The organism is Mariniluteicoccus endophyticus (assembly GCF_054780035.1).
The window spans coordinates 53,477-74,780 of record NZ_BAAGXC010000004.1; the positions used below are offsets into that span (position 1 = coordinate 53,477).

General features: G+C 69.9%; 19 protein-coding genes. All 19 read right to left on the reverse strand.

Annotated elements, in window-relative coordinates:
- Positions 1 to 300: 300 nt before the first annotated feature.
- The gene (locus ACYVGD_RS01890; protein ID WP_460741276.1) at positions 301 to 1,053 is read right to left on the reverse strand and encodes a succinate dehydrogenase/fumarate reductase iron-sulfur subunit; all 753 of its coding nucleotides are present in this window, start codon (positions 1,051 to 1,053) and stop codon (positions 301 to 303) included.
- Complete coding sequence (locus tag ACYVGD_RS01895; RefSeq protein ID WP_460741307.1) at positions 1,050 to 3,065, reverse strand: fumarate reductase/succinate dehydrogenase flavoprotein subunit; 2,016 nt, start codon at positions 3,063 to 3,065, stop codon at positions 1,050 to 1,052. Before ACYVGD_RS01895 ends, ACYVGD_RS01890 begins: the two co-directional genes overlap by 4 nt.
- A gap of 59 nt (positions 3,066 to 3,124) precedes the next feature.
- Positions 3,125 to 3,859 carry a succinate dehydrogenase cytochrome b subunit gene (locus ACYVGD_RS01900; RefSeq protein ID WP_460741277.1) on the reverse strand — a complete coding sequence of 245 codons (735 nt, stop codon included), beginning with the start codon at positions 3,857 to 3,859 and terminating at the stop codon, positions 3,125 to 3,127.
- 158 nt (positions 3,860 to 4,017) lie between these two features.
- Positions 4,018 to 5,559: a polysaccharide deacetylase family protein gene (locus ACYVGD_RS01905; protein WP_460741278.1), complete on the reverse strand. Its 1,542-nt coding sequence runs from the start codon at positions 5,557 to 5,559 to the stop codon at positions 4,018 to 4,020.
- Positions 5,560 to 5,665: 106 nt separating this feature from the next.
- The gene (locus tag ACYVGD_RS01910; RefSeq protein WP_460741279.1) at positions 5,666 to 6,739 is read right to left on the reverse strand and encodes an ABC transporter ATP-binding protein; all 1,074 of its coding nucleotides are present in this window, start codon (positions 6,737 to 6,739) and stop codon (positions 5,666 to 5,668) included.
- Positions 6,736 to 7,803, reverse strand: a complete 1,068-nt coding sequence (locus ACYVGD_RS01915; protein WP_460741280.1) for an ABC transporter ATP-binding protein — start codon at positions 7,801 to 7,803, stop codon at positions 6,736 to 6,738. The genes ACYVGD_RS01910 and ACYVGD_RS01915 overlap by 4 nt, the downstream gene beginning before the upstream one ends.
- Positions 7,803 to 8,714, reverse strand: coding sequence for an ABC transporter permease (locus ACYVGD_RS01920; RefSeq protein WP_460741281.1), 912 nt, complete (start codon positions 8,712 to 8,714; stop codon positions 7,803 to 7,805). Before ACYVGD_RS01920 ends, ACYVGD_RS01915 begins: the two co-directional genes overlap by 1 nt.
- A 9-nt stretch (positions 8,715 to 8,723) precedes the next feature.
- Positions 8,724 to 9,680 carry an ABC transporter permease gene (locus ACYVGD_RS01925; protein ID WP_460741282.1) on the reverse strand — a complete coding sequence of 319 codons (957 nt, stop codon included), beginning with the start codon at positions 9,678 to 9,680 and terminating at the stop codon, positions 8,724 to 8,726.
- Between the two features lie 85 nt (positions 9,681 to 9,765).
- Positions 9,766 to 11,370, reverse strand: coding sequence for an ABC transporter substrate-binding protein (locus ACYVGD_RS01930; protein ID WP_460741283.1), 1,605 nt, complete (start codon positions 11,368 to 11,370; stop codon positions 9,766 to 9,768).
- 138 nt (positions 11,371 to 11,508) lie between these two features.
- The gene (locus tag ACYVGD_RS01935; protein ID WP_460741284.1) at positions 11,509 to 13,026 is read right to left on the reverse strand and encodes an ABC transporter substrate-binding protein; all 1,518 of its coding nucleotides are present in this window, start codon (positions 13,024 to 13,026) and stop codon (positions 11,509 to 11,511) included.
- A gap of 45 nt (positions 13,027 to 13,071) precedes the next feature.
- On the reverse strand, positions 13,072 to 13,791 hold the full coding sequence (gene trmD / locus ACYVGD_RS01940) for a tRNA (guanosine(37)-N1)-methyltransferase TrmD (RefSeq protein WP_460741285.1): 720 nt from the start codon (positions 13,789 to 13,791) through the stop codon (positions 13,072 to 13,074).
- Complete coding sequence (rimM, locus tag ACYVGD_RS01945; protein ID WP_460741286.1) at positions 13,788 to 14,336, reverse strand: ribosome maturation factor RimM; 549 nt, start codon at positions 14,334 to 14,336, stop codon at positions 13,788 to 13,790. The genes trmD and rimM overlap by 4 nt, the downstream gene beginning before the upstream one ends.
- Before the next feature lie 74 nt (positions 14,337 to 14,410).
- Positions 14,411 to 14,671, reverse strand: coding sequence for an RNA-binding protein (locus tag ACYVGD_RS01950; protein ID WP_460741287.1), 261 nt, complete (start codon positions 14,669 to 14,671; stop codon positions 14,411 to 14,413).
- A gap of 2 nt (positions 14,672 to 14,673) precedes the next feature.
- Positions 14,674 to 15,132 carry a 30S ribosomal protein S16 gene (gene rpsP, locus ACYVGD_RS01955; protein WP_460741288.1) on the reverse strand — a complete coding sequence of 153 codons (459 nt, stop codon included), beginning with the start codon at positions 15,130 to 15,132 and terminating at the stop codon, positions 14,674 to 14,676.
- Between the two features lie 179 nt (positions 15,133 to 15,311).
- Positions 15,312 to 15,833, reverse strand: coding sequence for a hypothetical protein (locus ACYVGD_RS01960; protein WP_460741289.1), 522 nt, complete (start codon positions 15,831 to 15,833; stop codon positions 15,312 to 15,314).
- Complete coding sequence (locus tag ACYVGD_RS01965) at positions 15,826 to 16,452, reverse strand: hypothetical protein (RefSeq protein WP_460741290.1); 627 nt, start codon at positions 16,450 to 16,452, stop codon at positions 15,826 to 15,828. Before ACYVGD_RS01965 ends, ACYVGD_RS01960 begins: the two co-directional genes overlap by 8 nt.
- Before the next feature lie 59 nt (positions 16,453 to 16,511).
- A complete protein-coding gene (locus ACYVGD_RS01970) occupies positions 16,512 to 17,690 on the reverse strand; it encodes an amidohydrolase family protein (protein ID WP_460741291.1) in 1,179 nt (392 codons plus the stop codon).
- 213 nt (positions 17,691 to 17,903) lie between these two features.
- Complete coding sequence (gene ffh / locus ACYVGD_RS01975; protein WP_460741292.1) at positions 17,904 to 19,520, reverse strand: signal recognition particle protein; 1,617 nt, start codon at positions 19,518 to 19,520, stop codon at positions 17,904 to 17,906.
- A 493-nt stretch (positions 19,521 to 20,013) separates the two neighbouring features.
- The gene (locus ACYVGD_RS01980) at positions 20,014 to 21,105 is read right to left on the reverse strand and encodes a glycosyltransferase family 4 protein (RefSeq protein ID WP_460741293.1); all 1,092 of its coding nucleotides are present in this window, start codon (positions 21,103 to 21,105) and stop codon (positions 20,014 to 20,016) included.
- Positions 21,106 to 21,304: the final 199 nt, after the last annotated feature.

The window sequence follows — 21,304 nt, forward strand, 5'->3', positions numbered from 1 at the left end:
CAGGCGACCAACTCGCCGATCCTTTGACGGCACAAGGGTCCCGCGCGCGGCGTGATGCCGCACGGGATCCTCGGTGTCTTGCCGGATCCGACGATCGGTTCAGTGGATCAGCGCGAGTGCGGGGAGGACCGCGATGGCGCGGCCCGGGAACGTGCACCCCGTGCAGGAGACACACCAGCCGACGAGAACCTGAACCTTCCGTCTTCCTGACCGGTTGAAAAAGGAACTTCCGGGCAACGCCGCGAGGGCGCCGATCCTCACGGATCGACGCCCTCGTGCGTGCGCGGTGGAGCCCTGTGATCAGGCCTTGCGCAGTGCGGTGAACAGGTCGCGGTTGAGGCGCGAGATGCTCTCCAGCGGGATGCCCTTCGGGCAGACCGCGGTGCACTCACCGATGTTGGTGCAGTTGCCGAAGCCGGAGGCGTCGTGCTCGGCGACCATGCCGAGGACGCGCGTCCAGCGCTCGGGCTGACCCTGCGGCAGGAGACCCAGGTGGGACACCTTCGCCGAAGTGAACAGCATCGCCGAGCCGTTGGGGCAGGCCGCCACACAGGCACCGCAGCCGATGCAGGTCGCGTTGTCGAACGCCACGTCGGCGTCGGCCTTGTTGACCGGGGCGGCGTGGGCATCGGGGGCGGTGCCCGTCGGCGCCGAGATGAAACCGCCGGCCTGGATGATGCGGTCGAACGCGCTGCGGTCGACGACCAGGTCCTTCAGCACCGGGAAGGCCTCGGCTTTCCACGGCTCGATGGTGATCGTGTCGCCGTCGCGGAACTCACGCATGTGCAGCTGGCACGTGGTGGTCTGGTAGGTCGTCTGGCCACGGCCGTGGGCCGCACCGTTGATCACCAGACCGCACATGCCGCAGATGCCCTCGCGGCAGTCGGAGTCGAACGCCACGGGCTCCTTGCCCTCGACGGTGAGCTGCTCGTTGAGCATGTCGAGCATCTCGAGGAACGACATGTGGTCGCTGACACCGTCGATGGTGTACGACTCCATGCGGCCCTCGGAAGCCGTGTTCTTCTGGCGCCAAATGCGCAGTGTGAGCTTCACTTGTAACTCCGTTGCTTCATCTCGACGAACTCGTACTCAAGGGGTTCCTTGTGGAGGATGGGCTGGTTGCCCGCACCCGTGAACTCCCACGCCGAGACGAACGCGAACTCGTCGTCGTGGCGCAGGGCCTCGCCGTCCTCTGTCTGGGACTCGGCGCGGAAGTGGCCGCCGCACGACTCACGGCGCACCAGCGCGTCGACGCACATCAGCTCACCCAGCTCGAGGAAGTCGGCCACCCGGCCGGCACGCTCGAGCGTCTGGTTGAGCTCCATGGCCTCACCGGTGACGTGCACGTCGGTCCAGAAGACCTCACGCAGGTCACGGATCAGACCGATGGCCTTGCGCAGGCCCTCCTCGGTGCGCTCCATGCCACAGTACTCCCACATGATGTTGCCGAGCTCCTTGTGGATGGAGTCGACCGTGCGGGAACCGTTGATCGCCAGCAGACGCTGCGTACGCTCCTGGACATCGGCGACCGCCTCGGCCACGGCCGGGTGGGACTCGTCGATGCGACCGTGCTTGGCGGCGTCGGCCAAGTAGTCGTTGATCGTGTTCGGCAGGACGAAGTAGCCGTCGGCCAGGCCCTGCATGAGCGCCGAGGCACCCAGGCGGTTGGCGCCGTGGTCGGAGAAGTTCGCCTCGCCGGTCACGAACAGGCCGGGGATCGTCGACTGGAGGTCGTAGTCGACCCACAGGCCACCCATCGTGTAGTGGACCGCCGGGTAGATGCGCATCGGCACCTCGTACGGGTTCTCACCCGTGATCTGGCGGTACATGTCGAACAGGTTGCCGTACTTGGCCTCGACGGCCTTGCGCCCCAGGCGCTGGATGGCGTCGGCGAAGTCGAGGTAGACACCGCGGCGGCCTTGGCCGGCGACCTCCGGGCCGACACCGCGGCCCTCGTCGCACATGTTCTTGGCCTGGCGGGACGCGATGTCGCGCGGGACCAGGTTGCCGAACGACGGATAGATGCGCTCGAGGTAGTAGTCGCGATCTTCCTCGGGGATCTGGCGCGGGTCCTTCGTGCAGTCCTCGGCCTTCTTGGGGACCCAGATGCGACCGTCGTTGCGGAGCGACTCCGACATGAGGGTCAGCTTCGACTGGGACTCGCCCGAGACCGGGATGCAGGTCGGGTGGATCTGCGTGTAGCACGGGTTGGCGAAGTATGCGCCCTTGCGGTGCGCACGCCAAGAGGCCGTCACGTTGCAGCCCATCGCGTTGGTCGACAGGAAGAACACGTTGCCGTAGCCGCCGGTGGCCAGCACGACCGCGTCGGCCGTGTGGGCCTCGATCTTGCCGGTCACCATGTCACGGGTGACGATGCCGCGGGCGATGCCGTCGGCGACGATGAGCTCAAGCATCTCGTGGCGCGTGTACATCGTGACCGTCTTGGCCGCGATCTGGCGCTCGAGGGCCTGGTAGGCGCCGATGAGCAACTGCTGGCCCGTCTGGCCACGCGCGTAGAAGGTACGCGACACCTGCACGCCGCCGAAGGAGCGGTTGTCGAGCAGGCCACCGTACTCGCGGGCGAAGGGGACGCCTTGGGCGACGCACTGGTCAATGATGTTCACCGACACCTGGGCAAGGCGGTAGACGTTCGACTCGCGGGCGCGGTAGTCGCCGCCCTTGACCGTGTCGTAGAAGAGGCGGTAGATCGAGTCGCCGTCGTTGCGGTAGTTCTTGGCCGCGTTGATGCCGCCCTGGGCGGCGATCGAGTGGGCGCGACGCGGGCTGTCCTGGTAGCAGAAGTTCTTCACCTGGTATCCGGCCTCGCCCAGCGTCGCGGCGGCGGCGCCACCGGCGAGGCCAGAGCCCACGACGATGATCGACAGCTTGCGGCGGTTGGCGGGGTTGACCAGCTTGGCGTTGAACTTGCGCTGGTCCCACTTCTCGGCGATCGGGCCGGCGGGGGCCTTCGTGTCGCGGATGGGATCACCCTCGACGTAGACGGCATCGGCGTCGAGCGAGGAGCGGCCGGCCGGGGCGTTCTGGGACGACGTCTCGGGGCTCATGTCCTCAGCTGTGGCAGCGACGAATTCCTGCTGCTCGGTCTGGGGTTCGAGTTGCTCGGTCACTTGATCACTCCAAGGGCGATGGCGATGGGGCCGGCCAGGAAGCCGAGGAACAGCAGGGCGGCGACGAGCCAGGCGATGGTGTTCCAGGTGGCGCGGGCCTTCGGGCTGGTGTTGGCGCCGAGGGTCGCGAACGCCGACCAGAAGCCGTGGCGCAGGTGGAGCGCGACGGCGCACATGGCGATGATGTAGCTCACCAGGACCAGCGGGTTGTGGAAGCTCTCCACGACGCGCGCGTACGGGGTCGCCGCGCCGGGCGCGGTGTCGATCACCGGCACGGTGAAGTGGAGGATGTGGTAGATCACGAACAGCAGGATCGTGACGCCGCCCCAACGCATGGTGTAGGACGCATACGAACGCTGCAGCGAGTTGACCTTGGTGTAGCGCTTCGCGCCGCCCGCGGCCTTCTTGGCCCGGGACCACAGCGTGAACGCCGCCCACATGTGGATCAGGATGGCAGCCAGCAGCACGATGCGCGTGACCCAGAGGAGACCCTCGTGGGGCAGCATCGGCTCGCCCATGGAGCGCAGGTGGTGCGCGTAGACATCGAACTGGTACTGCCCGGCGTACTCCCCGGAGGTGTACTTGCCGAAGAACAGCTTCAGGTTGCCGTACATGTGGATGAGCAGGAAGCCAACGAGGATCAGCCCGCTGATCGCCATCGCGTACTTGCGCGCGACAGACGAGCGGGCCGCTCGCTGGTGAACGGTGAGTGTAGGTGTTGTTGTCGCCACGGCCTCACCTTATTCCCCCCGCACCGAGCACGCGTAGTAAGGCGGTCCAAAGTGACGCATATCTCGAAACTGTTATCTGCCCACAGTTGCGCCCGACGGATACGGCGGCGCCGACCCTCCTGCAGGCAGGATCGGCCCGTGCCGCCCTCGCCGTGCGACTAGCCGGTGCAGAGGAATCCCGACTGCTTCTCGGACGTGATGGTGCAGTAGCTGTGGCCGGCCTCGTAGGCACCCGAGTTGAGCGCCAGCTCCGACAGCGTCACCATCGTCAGGCCCTTGGCCTTGAGGTCGCGGGCGATCCCGGGCGCCGCGGCCACGGTGCTGTCGTGGATGTCGTGCATGAGCACGACGGCGTTCGGCTTGGCCGAACTCGCCGCGGCTTCTGTCGACATCGTGTTCTTCGTCTTCCAGTCGTTGGTGTCGTTGTTCCACTGGATGACGGCCATGCCGTTGGCGGCGGCGATCTCGTCGACGGCCTTGTTATGGGAGCCGTACGGCGGGCGGAGCAGCATAGGCGTACGCCCGTAGACCTCCTTCATGGCGTCGGCACTGCCCTCGAGCTCACGCCGCGCCTTGTCGGCGCCGGAGCGCGCGAGGTCGGGGTGGGTCATGGAGTGGCTGGCGACCTCCATCCCGGACGAGGCGATCAGCTTCGCCTGGTCGGGGTTCGCCTTGATCATCTGGCCGAGCTGGAAGAAGGTCACTGCCCCGCCCTCGGCGAGGAAGGCTTCGACCACCTTGTGGCTCTCGGGCCCGGGACCGTCGTCGTAGGTCAGCGCGACGCACTTCTCCTTGGCGCAGTCGACGCCGACGGCGGTCGACGGCCGGGGAACCTGATTGCCGGGGGTTGCCGACTTGGACGCGGTGATCGCAGGCGTCGCCGCGGAGCTCGGCGCGGGGCTGGCCGGCTTCACCGTCGCGTCGAACTTCGACGGGCTCTTCGTGGCGGCCTGGGCCGCGCGCCCGAACGTGGACAGCAGGGCATCGGCCTCCTTGGCAGGGACGACGAACCCGGCCGCCTGCTCTCCCACCACGCCCGGCGCGAACCGCACGACGACGTTGCCCTCGGCATCAAAGCCGAGAGCGGGACCGGTCCCCTGCGGGGCGGCCTCGGCGTCCATCGCGGCGGAGAGCTTCTTGGCGTCCGCGCCCTTGCCGGCCGCCTTCGTCACGGCGTTCTTGAAGGCCCCCCACTGCTGCGCGTCGATGAGGACCGGCGAGCTGTGAGCGCGACGAGACACCGGGTCGTACCAGACGACGACGGGGTTGGTCCGCTCGCCCTGGGCGCCGGTCACGGTGGCCGAGACGAGGATGCCCACGGCATCGGGGGCGGAGGCGATGACCTGGGTCGTGATCTTCGTGCCGGAAGCCTTCTCCTGGGCCGAGGTGCGCAGGAGGTGCTCGCGCACGACTTCCATGGCGCTGGACAGGGTGCGCGCGTCCTTGAGATAGGGCACCGTCGCCTCGATGCCCCGCGTGCTGTCGGTGTAGGTGTGGGAAGTGACCCCGACGAGGTTGGACGCGTCGACCGAAACGAACTCGGCCTTCGGCGGTGCGGACGGCGCGCTCGTCACGGGCTTGTCGCCGTGCGGCGCCTTGCCGCCGTTCGCGCTCGGGTCGCTGCCGCAGCCACTGACACCGAGCATCGCCGCCACCGACAGCGCCACCGCGGCGCGTCCGGCTCGCTTCGTCCAGACCATGTGAGACCCCCGTCTTCCCGACCCGTCGCCGGGCGCGACGAGACGTGCAAAGGCTAGGCGGCGATCCGCCTGACCCGAAATCCACGCGCGGCGGTTCATGGAGAATTCACCGTTGGGGGGTGATCTCCTCGTCCGGACCGGGGAAGTGACAGGCGACCCGTGCGCCCGAGGGCGACAGGCGCAGCGGGGGCTTGTCCGCACAGCGTTCCTGGGCCCGCCAGCAGCGCCCCCGGAAGGGACACCCCTGCGGCTCCTGCGTCGGTGAGGGCAGGTCACCCACGAGCAGCCGGCGCCGGGCCATGCCGCGCGCACGTGGATCGGGCACGGGCACGGCCGAGAGCAGTGCGGACGTGTAGGGGTGTTGGGGAGCGCCGAAGATCGTCTCCGCGTCTCCCTCCTCGACGAACGTCCCAAGATACATGACGGCGATCCGGTCGGCGATGTGGCGGACCACGCCCAAGTCGTGGGCGATGAACACGTACGCCAGCCCCAGCTCGCCCTGGAGCCGTTCCAGCAGGTTGACCACCTGGGCCTGCACGGAGACGTCGAGCGCAGAGACCGGCTCGTCGAGCACCAGCATCCGCGGTTCGAGCGCCAGCGCCCGGGCGATACCGACGCGCTGGCGCTGTCCACCGGAGAACTCGTGCGGGTAGCGGGAGGCCAGCGCCGGCCGCAGCCCCACGAGGTCGAGCAGCTCGTGGGCGCGTGCCAGCCGTGACGCCCGGTCCCCGATCCCGTGGATCTCGAGCGGCTCGGTGAGGATGTCGGCCACCGTCGAGCGTGCCGGCAGCGACGAGTAGGGGTCCTGGAAGACAAACTGCATGTCACGGCGCACCGCCCGCAGTTCCCGACGCGGCAGCCCGCCGATCTCGCGGCCGTCGAAGCGGACACTGCCCGAGGTCGGGCGGTGGAACCCCATCAGCGTCTTGCCGACCGTCGTCTTCCCGCAGCCGGACTCCCCCACCAGCGCAAGGGTCTCCCCCGGACGCAGGTCGAAGGAGATGTCGTTGACCGCGTACACGGTGTCGGGCTTCTTCAGGAACCCGCCACCCACCTTGAAGTGCTTGACGAGGTGGGAGACCTCGAGCAGCGGGGCGCCTTCGGGGACTGTCTCGCGGTTGGGGCCCGGCTCGCGCGTGGAACCGGTCTGGCGACTGCCGGGGGTGGCCGTGGTGCTCATGCGCGCTCCTCGTCACGGTCGATCGTGCCGGGCGCGGCGGGATCGGCCCCGGCGAGCTCGGCGTGGAAGTGGCAGGCGGTGCGACGCCCCGGCCCGATGTCGACCAGCGGCGGCTGCATCGCGCACTCGGCGCGTCCGCCGCTCAGTCGACAGCGCGGCTGGAAGGCACAGCCGTCGGGCAACGACCGTGGGTCCGGCGGCTGTCCGGCGATGGCACGGAGCACGTCGCGGCGGTCGTCGACGCGCGGGAGCGACTCGAGCAGACCCAGCGTGTACGGATGGCGCGGCGCGTGGAAGATGTCGTCCACCGGTGCCTCTTCCACCACGCGACCTGCGTACATGACGACCACGCGGTGCGCGACCTCGGCGATGACCCCGAGGTCGTGGGTGATCAGCACCATGGCGGAGCCGTTCTCGTCCTGCATACGCTGCAGTAGGTCGAGGATCTGCGCCTGGACGGTCACGTCGAGCGCGGTGGTCGGCTCGTCGGCGATGATCAGCCGCGGTCGGTTGGCGATGGCCATCGCGATCATCGCACGCTGTCGCATGCCGCCGGAGAACTGGTGCGGGTACTGGTCGACGCGCTGCTGGGGTGCAGGGATGCCCACGTCGTTCAGCAGCTCGAGGATCCTCTCGCGCCGGGCCGTGCGCGTACGCAGCTCGGGCGAGTGCCGCCGCAGCGTCTCGTCGATCTGGGCGCCGATGGTCATCACCGGGTTGAGGGCGGTCATCGGGTCCTGGAAGATCAGGCCGATCTCGCCGCCGCGGACCTCGCGCAGGCGTGGGCGGGACATGGTGAGCAGGTCATCGCCGTCGAACATCGCACGCCCCGAGACGACCCGGCCGGACGACGGCAGCAGGCCCAGTGCCGACATGACCGTCACCGACTTGCCGGAGCCGGACTCCCCCACCACCCCGAGCGTCTCCCCCGGGGCCACGGAATAGGTCGCGCCGTTGACGCCGCGGACCGTGCCGTTGAGGGTGGTGAACTCGGTGGTGACCTCCTCGAGCGCGAGCAGTGGTCGCCGGGGGGCGAGGCCGCCGACGGGCTCTTCGCGACTCATCAGCGCACCTGCCTCGGGTCGACGGCATCGCGGAGCCCGTCACCGACGAAGTTCACGGCGAGGACGGTCAGGGCGATCATGATCCCCGGGGGCAGCCACATCCAGGGCATGTCGCGCAGGATCCGCAGGTTCTGGGCCTCGGAGATCATCGAGCCCCAGCTCGCGGCCGGCGGTGGTACGCCGAGCCCCAGAAAGGACAGGGCTGCCTCCGTGCCGATGACGGCGGCGGTCAGCAGGGTGAAGGCCACCGACGCATGCGGCAGCACGGCCGGGAGCATGTGGCGTACGAGGATGTGCCACGGTGTCCCGCCCAGCCCCTCGACGGCCTGCACCGAGTCCTGCTCGCGGAGCTGCATGGTGGTGCCGCGGGCCACCCGGAACGCCTGGGTCCACTGCAGGCACCCCAGCATCACGATGATCATGAGCACCCCGGAGCCGAAGAAGGCGACCACCACGATGATGACGATCATCGTGGGGAAGCTCTGGAAGACCTCGGTGATGCGGGTCAGGAGCGCATCGACGCCCCCTCGGAAGTAGCCGGCCATCATGCCCAGCACGATGCCGATGACCGTGGCCAGCAGAGCCGCGGCCAGTCCGATGCTCAGCGACAGCCGTCCGCCGTGCAGGAGACGGGCGAGGACGTCACGTCCGGCGGAGTCAGTCCCCAACGGGTGACCGGCCCCCGGCGGCATGCGGTAGGAGCCGGCGTCGACCGCGTTCGGGTCGACCGTGTACAGCAGCGGGCCGGCGAACGAGACGACGACGAACACCACCAGCACGGCGGCACCAATCATCGCGAGGCGGTGGCTGCGGAACCGGCGCCAGGCGAGCTGGCGTGGTGTGAGCTCGGGGGTCGGTTCCCGCACGTCGGGGCGGGTGGCGGCGGGCTGCGCGGGGATGCTCTCGGTCACGGCGTCCTCCTAGATCCGGATCCGGGGATCGACGACGGCGTACAGGATGTCGGCGACCAGGTTGGACAGGACCACGAGGATCGCGATGAACATCACGAACCCCATGAGCATCGGATAATCGCGGCCGTTGATCGAGTCGACGGCCAGCCGCCCGAGCCCCGGCCAGGCGAAGATCTGCTCCACGATGACGGCGCCGCCGAACATCGTCGGGATGTTCCAGGCCATGACGGTGATGATGGGGATCAGGGCGTTGTGGACGGCGTGCCGCCACGTGATGCGCGACTCCAGCAGCCCCTTCGACCGGGCCGTGGTGATGAAGTCCCGGCCCAGCACGTCGAGCATCGACGAACGTGTCCACCGCTGGTAGGTCGCGGCCCCCTGGGCGCCGAGGATGAGCGCCGGGAGGACCAGATGCTTCAGCCCCTCCAGAACGCTCGGGTCGTCGGCGTTCATGCCCGAGGTCGGCAGCCAGCGCAGCTGGATCCCGAAGACGTAGATCGCGATGAGCGCCCCGAAGAACACGGGTACGCAGATGGCGACCAGCGACAGGAACGACAGCGTGTAGTCGGCCGCCCGGTTGCGGCGCAGCGCCGCGAGCACACCCCCTCCGATGCCGAGGACGAGGGCGACGAGGAGCGACGGGACGATCAGGGCCAGGGAGTTCTGCAGCCGCTCGGCCAGCACCACCGCCACCGACCTGCCGGACCCCAGCGACCGCCCGAGGTTGCCCTGCAGGGCGTCGGTCAGCCAGACCCCGTACTGGACGGGCAACGGCTGGTCGAGGCCCAGCGCGTGCCGGGCGGCGGCGATCTGCTGGTCGCGGTCGGGGCCGCTGAACTGGAGCGGGTCGAAGTACATCTCGACGGGGTCACCGGGGGCGGTGCGAATGAGCATGAACAGCAGCACGCTGATCAGCAGCAGCGTCACGATGCTCACGCCGAGCCGTTTGAGGACGAACCTGACCATCCCCCTCCTTTCGGGATCATGCCCACGGAGGGCAGGACGAAAACGTTGCGGCGTGAGGGGACTCCGGACCCCCGCACGCAGGGGGTCACTTCGACCAGGTCGCGGCGGTCGCCGTGATGGGGTTCGCCGCCGGGTCGATCCCCTGGACGGAGACGCCGGTGCCCCAGTTGAGCGTCGCGGAGTACAGCGGGAAGTTCATGACGTCCTCGTTGAGGATGCGGTAGGCCTTCTGGTAGGTCTCGGCGCGCTTCGACTGGTCACTGGTCGTCTGGCCCTCGGCCATCAGCTTGTCGAGCTCGGGGTTGCAGTAGCGCGCGATGTTCGGCCCGGCCGGGGCGGCCTGAGCGCAGGTGACGCGCGTCGACAGCAGGGACGGCTCGGGGACGGCCATCGTCAGCGGGCTGATGAGCAGGTCGAACCCGCCGGTACTGACGGACTTGTTGATCTCGGCGGCCGAGTGGGTGGTGATCTTGGCCTTGATGCCAGCCTCGTTGAGGTTGCCGTGGACGATGCGCATGACGGCGTCGCGGTCGGCCTGACCGGGCACGATGTCGAGGTTGACCTCGATGGACGGGTCCCAGCCCGCCTCCTTGAGCAACGCCTTCGCCTTGTCGACGTCGCGTCCGTAGGGGTTCGCGCCCCCGGCGACCGCCCACTCAGGGGCGAACATGTACGCGTTCACGACCTTGCCGTTGCCGCCGAGCACCGAGTCGACCAGGCCTTGGCGGTCGATGGCGTACATGATCGCCTGGCGTACGCGCCTGTCCTTGAGCTTGCCGGCGTCACCGAAAGAGGTGTGGAGGGCCATGACCTTGTTGCCGGGCTTCTGGACGATCTTGACGTTCTTGTCGTTCATCATCGACTTCACGTCGACGGCGGGGATCTCCGCGGCGTCAAGCTCCCCGGTGGAGACCTGCGAGGCGGCTAGATCGCCGGAGAGGTATTTGGCGTACACCTTGGCGAGCTTCGGCTTCGGGTTGTATGCCGGGTTGGCCACGAACTCGATCTGGTCGTCGGAGACCCACCTGCTGAACAGGTAGGGGCCGCTGCCGACCTTGGGCTCGCGGAAGGCGGCGTTTCCCTTCCACTGGTCGCGCGGCAGCGACTCGTAGACGTGCTTCGGTGCCAGGGCGGCCTCGGTGAGCAGCGCGGGGAAGCCGACGTTGGCGTTCTCCAGCTCGATCCTGAGGGTCTTCTCGTCGGGGGCGGTGATTCCCTCGACCTGCTGGGCCGCGCCGTCGCGGAAGGCCTTGGCGCCCTTGACCGCCAGCAGGTAGCCGGAGATGTAGGAGCCGGTCTTCTTGTCGAGGTGGGCCTCGAGCGCCCACTTCAGGTCGGGCGCGGTGATCGGGCGGTCGTCGCTCCACCGCGCGTCCTTGAGCTTGAAGGTGAAGCTCTTGCCATCGGGGGCGAACTCCCACGATTCGGCGAGACGCCCCTCGAACTTTCCGTCCACCCACGTCAGCAGCGGCTGGAATTGCAGGTGGACGACGGTCGCGTCCGCCCCGCCGCCGGCGTCGTAGGGGTTGATGCCCGAGGCCTTCTGGTAGAGGTAGAAGCTGAAATTCTTGGCGCCGTCACCCTGGCCCTGACCCGCCTTGGAGCCGGACTCGCCCGCCGGTGCGCACGCGGGCAGCGCCAGAAGGAGCGCCGTGGCCGCCGCCGCCATACATGTCTTCCTCGAACCCATGTCTCCTCCTCGGTGATGACGGCGCCTCCCGGCGCACCGACCTTCATGTGGATGTGTTGCCCAACTGTCGGGCGCGCGCATCGACCTGTCAAGGAACCACAGGTCGAGGTCCCCCAATCGTTACGGAGTTCCACACCCTCAGGCGACACGGGTCCAGGCACCGATGCCGCCGTTGAGCGGCACCTGGGTGGGGGCGATCCGCGCCAGGGTCTCCGAGACGGCGACCGAGGAGTCCGGGACCACCAGCGGCAGCACCGGCAGCCCGGCGTCCAGCGCGACGCCCACGGCCCGCCAGCGGCGTATCTCCTCATCGGGGGACGGCGCGGCGGTCGCGTCCCGCACCAGGGCGTCCAGCGCGGGGTCACAGACGACACGGTGGGCGCTGCACCCGACGAGGCCCTCCACCAGCCAGGGATGTCGCTGGGCGGGCCGCCAAGTCCCAACCAGCAGGTCGGCCGGGGTGGTGCCCTCCGTTGGCACCACCTCCGCTTGGACACCCACCTCGCCGAGCTGGTTGGTGACCGCCCGCCACAGCTCGGGGCGGGGGTCGTCCCGCGGTACGGCGATCGTCAGGACGCGTGCGGGGTCCCAGCCCGTCTCGGCCAAGAGGGCACGGGCACGGGCCGGGTCGTACGCCACCGCTGCGGGCGCCGCCCACTCCGTCTGGAACAGGACCGATCCTGCGACGCGGCCACGCCCGGCCAGCCCCTCCCTGACGAGTGCCGCGCGGTCGACGGCGTGGAGCAGCGCGCGGCGTACGCGGGGGTCGGCCACGGCCGTCGAGGCGGGGGCGAGCATCAGCAGGCCGTCGCCGGGAGCGGCGTCGAGGCGTACGCCAGCCGGCAGCGCGTCGGGCCGGAGGTCGTGGGCGTCGGCGACGTCGAGGCGCTGGGCGGCCAGCTCGCGTCCAGCATCGGCGCGCGCGACCGGGCGCGCGACGAGCCCCCTGAGCCGCTTGACCGGCGTCACGGGGCTTGGCACGAAACGGACCACGCCGTCGCCTTCCCACTGCGCAACGAGGTAGGGCCCCGAACCGACCGGGGGGTGCCGATAGTCGGCGGTCACCATGGCCTCCCGGTCGCGATAGACGTGGTGGGGCAGGACGGGGACGCCGATGAAGGCGTCGACGAAGCGGGGGTTGGGGTCGTCGAGGTCGACGCGCACCTGGCTGGGGCCGACAACCACCAGCCCGGCGACCGTCGGGGCGCGCCCCTCGCGGAAGTCGCGCGCGCCGGTGATGCCGAGCAGGAGGTCGGCGTACGGCGAACGGGTCCGCGGGTCGAGGTGGGCCTCGAGGGAGGCCAGTAGGTCGTCCGGGCTCACGGCGGTTCCATCGCTCCAGCGGTCGCGGGTGACGGTGAGCGTGACGGAACGGGCGGTGGCGTCGGGGGCCCAGCCGGTGACCATCCCGGGCACCGTGCGACCGTCGTCGCCGGAGACCATCGGGCGGAACTGGATCTGGGCGAGGCGCTGCTCGGCGCTGCCCTCGGCGGCGAACGGGTCGAGCGTCCGGGGGATCGCGGGCAGCTGGAGCACGACGGGGTCGCCGTCGAGCCCGTCGCGCAGGTCGCGGGCGCGCCGCGCCGTCTCCGGCGACACGGGGGTGCAGGCGGCCAGCGTCACGGCCGCCACGAGGGCTGCGAGCAGACGCCTCATGCGCGTCCCCCTCTCGTCCGGACCCGCCGTGGGTCGCCGGCCATCCTAGGCGCCGGGTCCGTCGAAGGCTCGCAGGTCAGCCGGCAGCAGGTCGGGTCGGCGCTGGGCGGTGATCTCGAGCGATCGCTCGCGCCGCCACTGCGCGATCCGCGCGTGGTGTCCCGAGAACAGCACCTCGGGCACGTCCAGGCCGCGCCACGACGGCGGCTTGGTGTAGACCGGGTATTCGAGCAGGCCGTCCTGGCCCGGGGCGTGGGACTCCTCGGTGAGCGACTCGGGGTTGCCGATCGCCCCGGGGATCAGCCGCACGACGGCCTCGATCATCACGAGCACCGCAACCTCCCCGCCGTTGAGGACGTAGTCCCCCAGACTGACCTCCATGACCTCCATGCGCGTGCGGGCGTGGGCGGCGACGCGGGCGTCGATCCCCTCGTAGCGGCCGCAGGCGAACAGCAGGTGGTCACGCCCGGACAGCGCATACGCCGTGGTCTGGGTAAACGGCACGCCTGACGGGGTGGGGACGACGAGCGTAGTGGTGTCGGTGGCCAGCGCGTCGAAGGCCTCGCCCCACGGCTCGGGCTTCATGACCATGCCCGCTCCCCCACCGTAGGGTGTGTCGTCGACGGTGCGGTGGCGGTCGTGGGTCCAGTCGCGCAGGTCGTGGACGCCCACGTCGACCAGTCCAGAGGCGATGGCCTTGCCGACCAGCGACAGCTGCAGCGGCGCGAAGTAGTCGGGGAAGATCGAGACGACGTCCAGCCTCATGCGCCGCTCCCGTCACCGACGGGTTCGTCGTCGTCGAGGTCTTCGAGCAGGCCCTTGACGTCGGCCAGGCGCAGGTGACCGGCGGCCAGGTCGACCTCGGGCACGAGCGCCTCGACGAACGGCACCAGGCGTACGCCGCCGTCGGTCGACACCTCCAGGAGGTCCTGGGCCAGGTGGAGGACACCGCGTACGCGGCCCACGCGCTCACCCGAGGCGTCGAGGACGTCGAGACCGACGAGCTGGCGGTCGTAGTACTCCTCCGCATCGGTCGGCGCCTCGTCGACAGGCACGTCGACCACGAGCACGCTGCCACGGACCGCCTCGACGGCGGTGCGGTCGGCGAGCTCGGCGAAGCGCACAAGCAGGCGGTCCTGGTGCCAGCGGTGGGACTCGACCGTCCAAGTCGTACGCGCGCCCTCGACACGCAGCACCGCGCCCGTGGCGAAGCGGCGCTCGGGCTCATCGGTGCGGAGCTCGAGGGCGACCTCGCCCCGGATGCCGTGGGCTCGGCCGACCTTGCCGACGATGACCTCGGTGGTGGTCATGGGGTTCCTCCGGTCAGGTGGGAAGCAGCGACCGCCCCGCTGCTGGGCAACGGGGCGGTCGTGGAGTTCGGACGTCAGTGACGACCGCGGCCGCGGGGCCGCTTGTCGACGTCGATGAAGTCGACCCGGACCGACTCGCGGCCAGCCAGCGCGGCCACGACGGTGCGCAGGGACTGGGCGGTGCGGCCGTTGCGGCCGATCACCTTGCCGATGTCGGAGGGATCGACCCGCACCTCGAGCATGCGTCCTCGGCGCAGGTCCTTGTCCTTGATCCGGACCTCGTCAGGGTTGCTGACGATTCCCCGGACCAGGTGTTCGAGCGCGTCGGCGAGCATGATCAGTCCTCGTCGGTCGACTCGGCCTTGTCGGCCTCGGCGTCGTCGGACTTGGACTCGTCAGCCGGCTTCTCGGCCTCGGCGGCCTTCTTCTTCGAGAACGCCTCGACGGTCGGCGAGTCGTCGGAGTTGGCCAGAGCCTTGTTGAAGAGCTCGGTCTTGTCGGCCTTCTCCTTCTGGGGCTCGACACCCGACGGCGTCTTGTCGCCGGTGTGCTTCTGCCAGTCACCGGTGCGCTTGAGGATCGCGACGACCGCGTCGCTCGGCTGGGCGCCGACCGACAGCCAGTACTGGGCGCGCTCGGAGTTGACCTCGATGAACGACGGGTCGTTCTTGGGGTGGTACTTGCCGATCTCCTCGATCGCACGGCCGTCGCGCTTCTTGCGCGAGTCCATGACGACGATGCGGTAGTGCGGCGTACGGATGGCGCCGAGGCGCTTCAGACGAATCTTGACAGCCACGTGTGTGGAATCTCCTGTATGGGTTGCTCCGGTCGGAGCGGGCGGGTGAGCCGTCCCTCCGCGTGTGGGGCACGGCGGCGAACGTCTCGGATGGATCCGGCCCGACGGCGATGAGAGGGCACCACCGGGCACAGAAGCAGCGTTCATTCTGCCACAGATCGGCGCCCGGTTTCCAACCGTCAGAACACGCGCACCAACCAGTACGCCAACCCCGCCCCGCCGGCGGCCGTGAGGATGCTGGCGAACGTGCCGAGGATGAAACGTTCGGCCGTGCCGTCGGAACTCTTGAGGTCGGGATAGCGGGCCAGCCCCTTCACCGCGACGATGGCGGCGATGCCCGTCGGGAAGCCCGACAGGATCGAGGCGTAGACGGCGATGCGCTCGAGCCAGCCGATCACCTTGCCGCCGCGCAGCTTGGCCCCCGCCGCCTCGGCGGCGGTCTGGCCCGCGACCGGCGTGGGCACGCCTCCAGACAGGACGTCGAGCTCGCCGAGGTCGGCGCCCGCCTCGACGTCGACGGCCTCGCGCAGCGCCCGCTCGGCCTCGAGCGCCTCCCTGGCCGCGGCGTCGGCGTCCACCCTCGGGACGTCACCCGCCGCCCGGAAGACGCGGCGCACGACGGGATCACCCAGCCACGTCACCAGCAGCCCGACCACGGCCACGACGCACACTTCGACGGCGACCCGCCCGATCTCACCCATCGCTCTCCCCCAGCTCCTCACCCAGGTGGTGGCGCACGAGCGCCGCGGCGCGCTGCGACTCCCGCCACGTCGCGCGCTCGAGGCGTTGACTCACCGCCGACTCCGTCACCCCGAGTGTCTCAGCGACCACTGACTGGACAGCGTCCTCACCACCTGCGGCCCGCAGCGCGTCGACGACCTCCCAGCCCTTGGGCGTCCGCCGGTCGAGGAGCGCGCGGAGCACGACGAGCGCGTCCTCCGCGTACGCCCTCGCGGCCCCGACGACGCAGATGCGTGAGGGGGCCCGCCCCGCCCGTTCGACAGCCTCCCGCGCCCTGACGTACGCCTCGCCGCGCGCCTCGCGGGTGGAGCCGATGCCGCCCAGGTCGTCGACGTGCCCCAGACCGATGCCGATCCGCCATCCGCGGTCACCCGCGGCGTCGAGCCGGGCGAGCCGCTCGACCACTTCGACCACAGTGACGGCATCGGCCGCCAGGCCCTGGACCTCGTCACCGGCGGTGCGCTCGAAGCCGAGGACGAGCCCGTCGACCCCCGCCAAGGCGGCGAGCGCGTCGGGGACCCGGTCGACCGAGCGGCGCGAACCCCGCTGGTCCGCATTGATCACGGCATACACCTTCACGCACCGATCTTAAGGCTAATTCCTGAATTGTTCGAGATGAAGGGAAAATCCTGATCTCCTCAGCCCACGACCCGCCCACGGAGCACGACGCGGCTGGGCTCACGCACCACGGAGATGTCGGAGCGGGGATCCCGCTCGAACACGACCAGATCGGCCGGTGCCCCCTCCTCCAGCCCCGCGAAACCCAGCCAGTTGCGGGCGCGCCACGAGCCGGCCCCCAGCGCGAACTCGTTGCCACCCACCTCGGCGAGCATCTCGATCTCACGGCCGATGATGCCGTGCGGCATCACGCCGCCCGCGTCGGTGCCCGCGTAGATCGGCACGCCGGCCTCGAAGGCCTTCGTGAACGTCTCGCGGCGGCGGGCGTACAGGTCGCGCATGTGCGCGGCGTACTGGGGGAACTTCTCCTCCCCGGAGGCCGCGATGTCGGGGAAGTTCTCGAGGTTGATCAGCGTCGGGACGAGCGAGACCTGACGCTCGGCCATCTTCGCGATCTGGTCGTCGCCGAGGCCGGTGCCGTGCTCGATGCCGTCGATCCCCGCGTCGAGGAGGTCATCGAGCCCCTCCTCCCCGAAGTGGTGCGCGGTGACGCGCGCCCCGAGCTCGTGCGCCCGCCCGATGGCGGCGTCCAGCGTGTCCTTCGGCCACAGCGGCTTGAGGTCGCCCTCGGCCCGGTCGATCCAGTCACCGACGAGCTTGATCCAGCCGTCACCGGTGGCGACCTGGCGCTCGACCGACTCCACGAGCCCCTCGGGCTCGACCTCGTCGGCGTAGTTGCGGATATAGCGCTTCGTCCGGGCGATGTGACGCCCCGCACGCACGACGCGCGGCAGATCCTCGCGCTCGTCGATCCAGCGCGTGTCGGACGGGGAGCCGGCGTCGCGCACGAGCAGCGCGCCCGCACCGACCTCGGCCAGGGCCTGCTCCTCGGCGACCTCACGCTCGACCGCCCCGCCCGAGTCCAGGCCGATGTGGCAGTGGGCGTCAACCATGCCGGGCAGGATCCACGCGTCGCGGCAGATCGTCTCCGCGCCCGCCACCTGCGAGTAGGTGATGTGGCCATCGACCACCCACAGGTCGACAGGCTGCTCGTCCGGCAGCACGATCCCGTGCAGGTGCAGGCGGGGCTTGGGCGAGCCGTCGTCGGCGCGGTGAGGCTGGGGATGGCGGTGGAGGTGGCCCGGGCCGTGGCTGTGCCAGCCTTCGTCCGCGCCGGGGGTGCCGTGAGGATCGTTCATGACCACAGCGTGCCAAAGACGGGGCCCCCTCGGGTAGGTGAACCTGCGATCCGTTTCAGGAACTCCCGCCACCGACAAGGGGGCGGGTCCTGCATTGGGGGTCGGCTGCTCGATCGAGTGGAACTTCGTGGATCTGGTGGTCACCAGCGAGACCGACGCGACGTTGCGCCTGTCGACGAAGGTCGGCGAGCGTCATCGACTGCGACGTCAGCGTCACTTCTGGTTCTTGAACATCTTCTGCAGCTCGGGCGGCAGCTGGAAGTCCTGCGCCGATCCCCCGCCCAGCGCCGACGGGTCGAACCCGCCCTGACCGAACGCCTCCATCGGGTTCGCCGCCGGGGCCTGCGGCTCCTGCTGCAGTTGCTGGTTGCGCTTGGCGGGGTTGCCGGAGACGCCCTTCTTGTTCTTGGCGGCCTTCTTCTGCTGGGCCTTGGCGCGCTTCGAAACGCCACCCGGCATGCCGGGCATCCCGGGCAGGCCGGCCGGCATCTGACCGTTGGCCAGCGCCGACATCATCTTGCGGGCCTCGAAGAAGCGGTCGACGAGCTGGTTGACCTCGGTCACCGTGGTGCCGGATCCCTTCGCGATGCGCGCGCGGCGCGAGCCGTTGAGGATCTTCGGGTCGTCTCGCTCGGCCGGCGTCATCGACAGAATGATCGCCTCGATGCGGTCGACCTCGCGCTCGTCGATGTTCGAGATCTGGTCCTTCATCTCGCCCATGCCGGGCAGCATCCCGAAGATCTTCGACAGCGGGCCCATCTTGCGGACGGCCTTCATCTGTTCCAGGAAGTCGCCGAGGCCGAAGTCGGAGCCGCCCTTCGACTGGATCTTCGCCGCCGCCTTGCGCGACTGCTCCTCGTCGAAGGTCTTCTCAGCCTGCTCGATCAAGGTGAGCATGTCGCCCATGCCGAGGATGCGCGAGGCCATGCGCTCGGGGTGGAAGACGTCGAAGTCCTTCATGCTCTCGCCCGACGAGGCGAACATTATGGGCTTGCCGATAACCCGGGCGATCGAGAGCGCGGCGCCACCGCGGGCGTCGCCGTCGAGCTTGGTGAGGACCACGCCGTCGTAGCCGACGCCGTCGGCGAACGCCTGGGCCGTGTTGACCGCGTCCTGGCCGATCATCGCGTCGACGACGAACAGGACCTCGTCGGGGTTGACCGCCGCCTTGATGTCGGCGGCCTGCTTCATCAGCACCTCATCGACGCCCAGGCGGCCAGCGGTGTCGATGATCACGACGTCGTAGAGCTTGCGGTCGGCCTCGACAATCGCGTCGCGGGCGACGGCCACGGGGTCGCCCCAGCCACCGGGGTTGGCGGCCTCGGCCTGGGAGGTGGCGCCAGGGTGGGGCGCAAAGCAGTGCACGCCGGCGCGCTGGGCGACGACCTGGAGCTGGGTGACGGCGTTCGGGCGCTGGAGGTCGGCGGCCACGAGCAGCGGCGAGTGGCCCTCGGACTTCAACCAGTACGCCAGCTTGCCGGCCAGCGTCGTCTTGCCCGCACCCTGGAGGCCGGCCAGCATGATGACCGTCGGCGGCCGCTTGGCGAAGCGGATCTCGCGGGTGTCGCCACCGAGGATCGCAACGAGCTCCTCGTTGACGATCTTGACGATCTGCTGGGCAGGGTTGAGTGCCTCGGAGACCTCGGCCCCGCGCGCCCGCTCCTTGACGTTGGCGATGAACTCCTTGACGACCGCCAGGTTGACGTCGGCCTCGAGCAGCGCGATGCGGATCTCACGTGCGGTCGCGTCGATGTCGGCGTCGCTCAGCTTGGTCTTTCCACGCAGGTTCTTGAACGTGGCGGACAGGCGATCGGACAGTGTGTCGAACAACGTGGTCCCTCGGTCGTGGGGCGGAGATGCAGGTGCGACTCCCCAGATTACAAGGTTTCGGGCGCCCGCGGGGGCGCGCGTGCCCGGGTCTCCCGCTGCGGTCCATCACCAGGAAGCCGTGCTCGTCGGCGGCGCGGGCGATCGTCTTCACAACGGGCGTCAGCTTCATCGACTCGATGTCGAGGTGGGACGGCAGCTTCATGTATTGGCCGGTCGAGATCGCGCCGTCGCCGTACGCGTGGTCACCGCCGTCGGGTCGCCGGCCGGCTCGGCGTCCCATTCATGACGTTGTTGGGCAGGCTCAGCGCGATCGGGTGGTCGATGTGGCCGGCCTTCAGCTCGGCGACTGTGACGGGGCTTCAGCGGCGACCGTACTCGCGGCCGGCTTGGGTCACGTGCCAGACGATGGCATCGCTGCGGGGATCGAGGGGCACGTCGGCGGGGAACTCCTGGTACGCCGGCGAGGTGCGGTCCCCGGAACCTCTTGCCCCCTTCAGGACCGCTCGAGACCGCGGCAGACGGCCAGCAGGGAGTCGGCACTGCGGGCCCACGTGTAACGCGCGGCATTGGGCGGGCCGGCCGCCGACAGCTCGGCGCTGCGGACGGGGTCGCGCAGGCGTTCCCAGGCCGCCGCGATGTCGCGCGGCGAGTCGGGGTCGAACAGCTCGGCCGCTCCCCCGGTGACCTCGCGGAAGATCGGGATGTCGCTGCAGGCGACGGGGGTGCCGGCCGACTGGGCCTCGATGACCGGCAGGCCGAACCCCTCCAGCCGACTCGCGGTGACCAAGCATCGTGCATCACGCAGGAGCTCGGCGTACTCCTCGTCGGTGACGCCGCCGTGGAAGACGACTCGCTCGGCACACCCCCGCCGTGCGGCGTGGGCCTCGAGCTCCGCACGCTGCTCCGCCGGGATGCGCGACAGGAGGTGGAGCGTGACCTCCGGGGCGTGGGCCAGGGCCTCGATGAGCCGGGGCACGTTCTTGTGCTGGGAGAAGACGCCCATGTAGACCACGGAGTCGCTCGACGCGTGGTCGGCGGGTGCCCCCGGAGGCGGCGCGAGGAGGCGCACCCCGTTGGGGACCACGTCCCACGCACCCCGCGGGAAGGCCTCCTTGAGCTCCGCGGCGGCCGTCTCGGACACGGTCACCAAGTGGTCCGCCTGCAGCAGGCACAGCCGCATGAGCACCTTGCTGCCGTAGAACACCCGCCACCCCAGGCGCGCGGCCGCGCCGATGTAGCGAGGGGGTTGCGGGTAGTGGAAGGGGATGAGGTCATGGACGGTGAGCACGAGGCGGTAGCGGTGGGGTGCGAGCCCCATGAAGAACACCGGGCAGAACACGACGTCGGGGCGGAGGCGGCGCAGGAGCAATGGCAGGAAGACCTCGCGCCACGCCGTCACGCCCTGGGGGTCGTGGCAGCGGAACGTACGCAGGCCGGGGATGTCGTGGCCCTGTTCGTCGTTGCACACCAGCGCGACGAGGTCGATGTCGGGCCGGTTAACCAGCTCGCGGGCGAGTTCGGTGGCGTAGCGGGAGATGCCGGCGATCTCGGGCCCCGTCCAGCGCAGGTCGATGACCAGGCGCACGCGTTCCCCCTCCTCGAGCCGATCGCACCCCTCGTGGGCGCCCGTCCACCGTAGCGTCACAGGCCGTTGGTCCGCCCGAGCCACGCCAGCGCCTCGGGCAGGCTCGGCGCGTAGGTGCGGAAACCGTGGCCTCCGTGGCGCCGGAGGGGGTGGGGACGCGGGTGGTGGGCGCACCGCCGGGGCCCGGGGTGGGGATCGG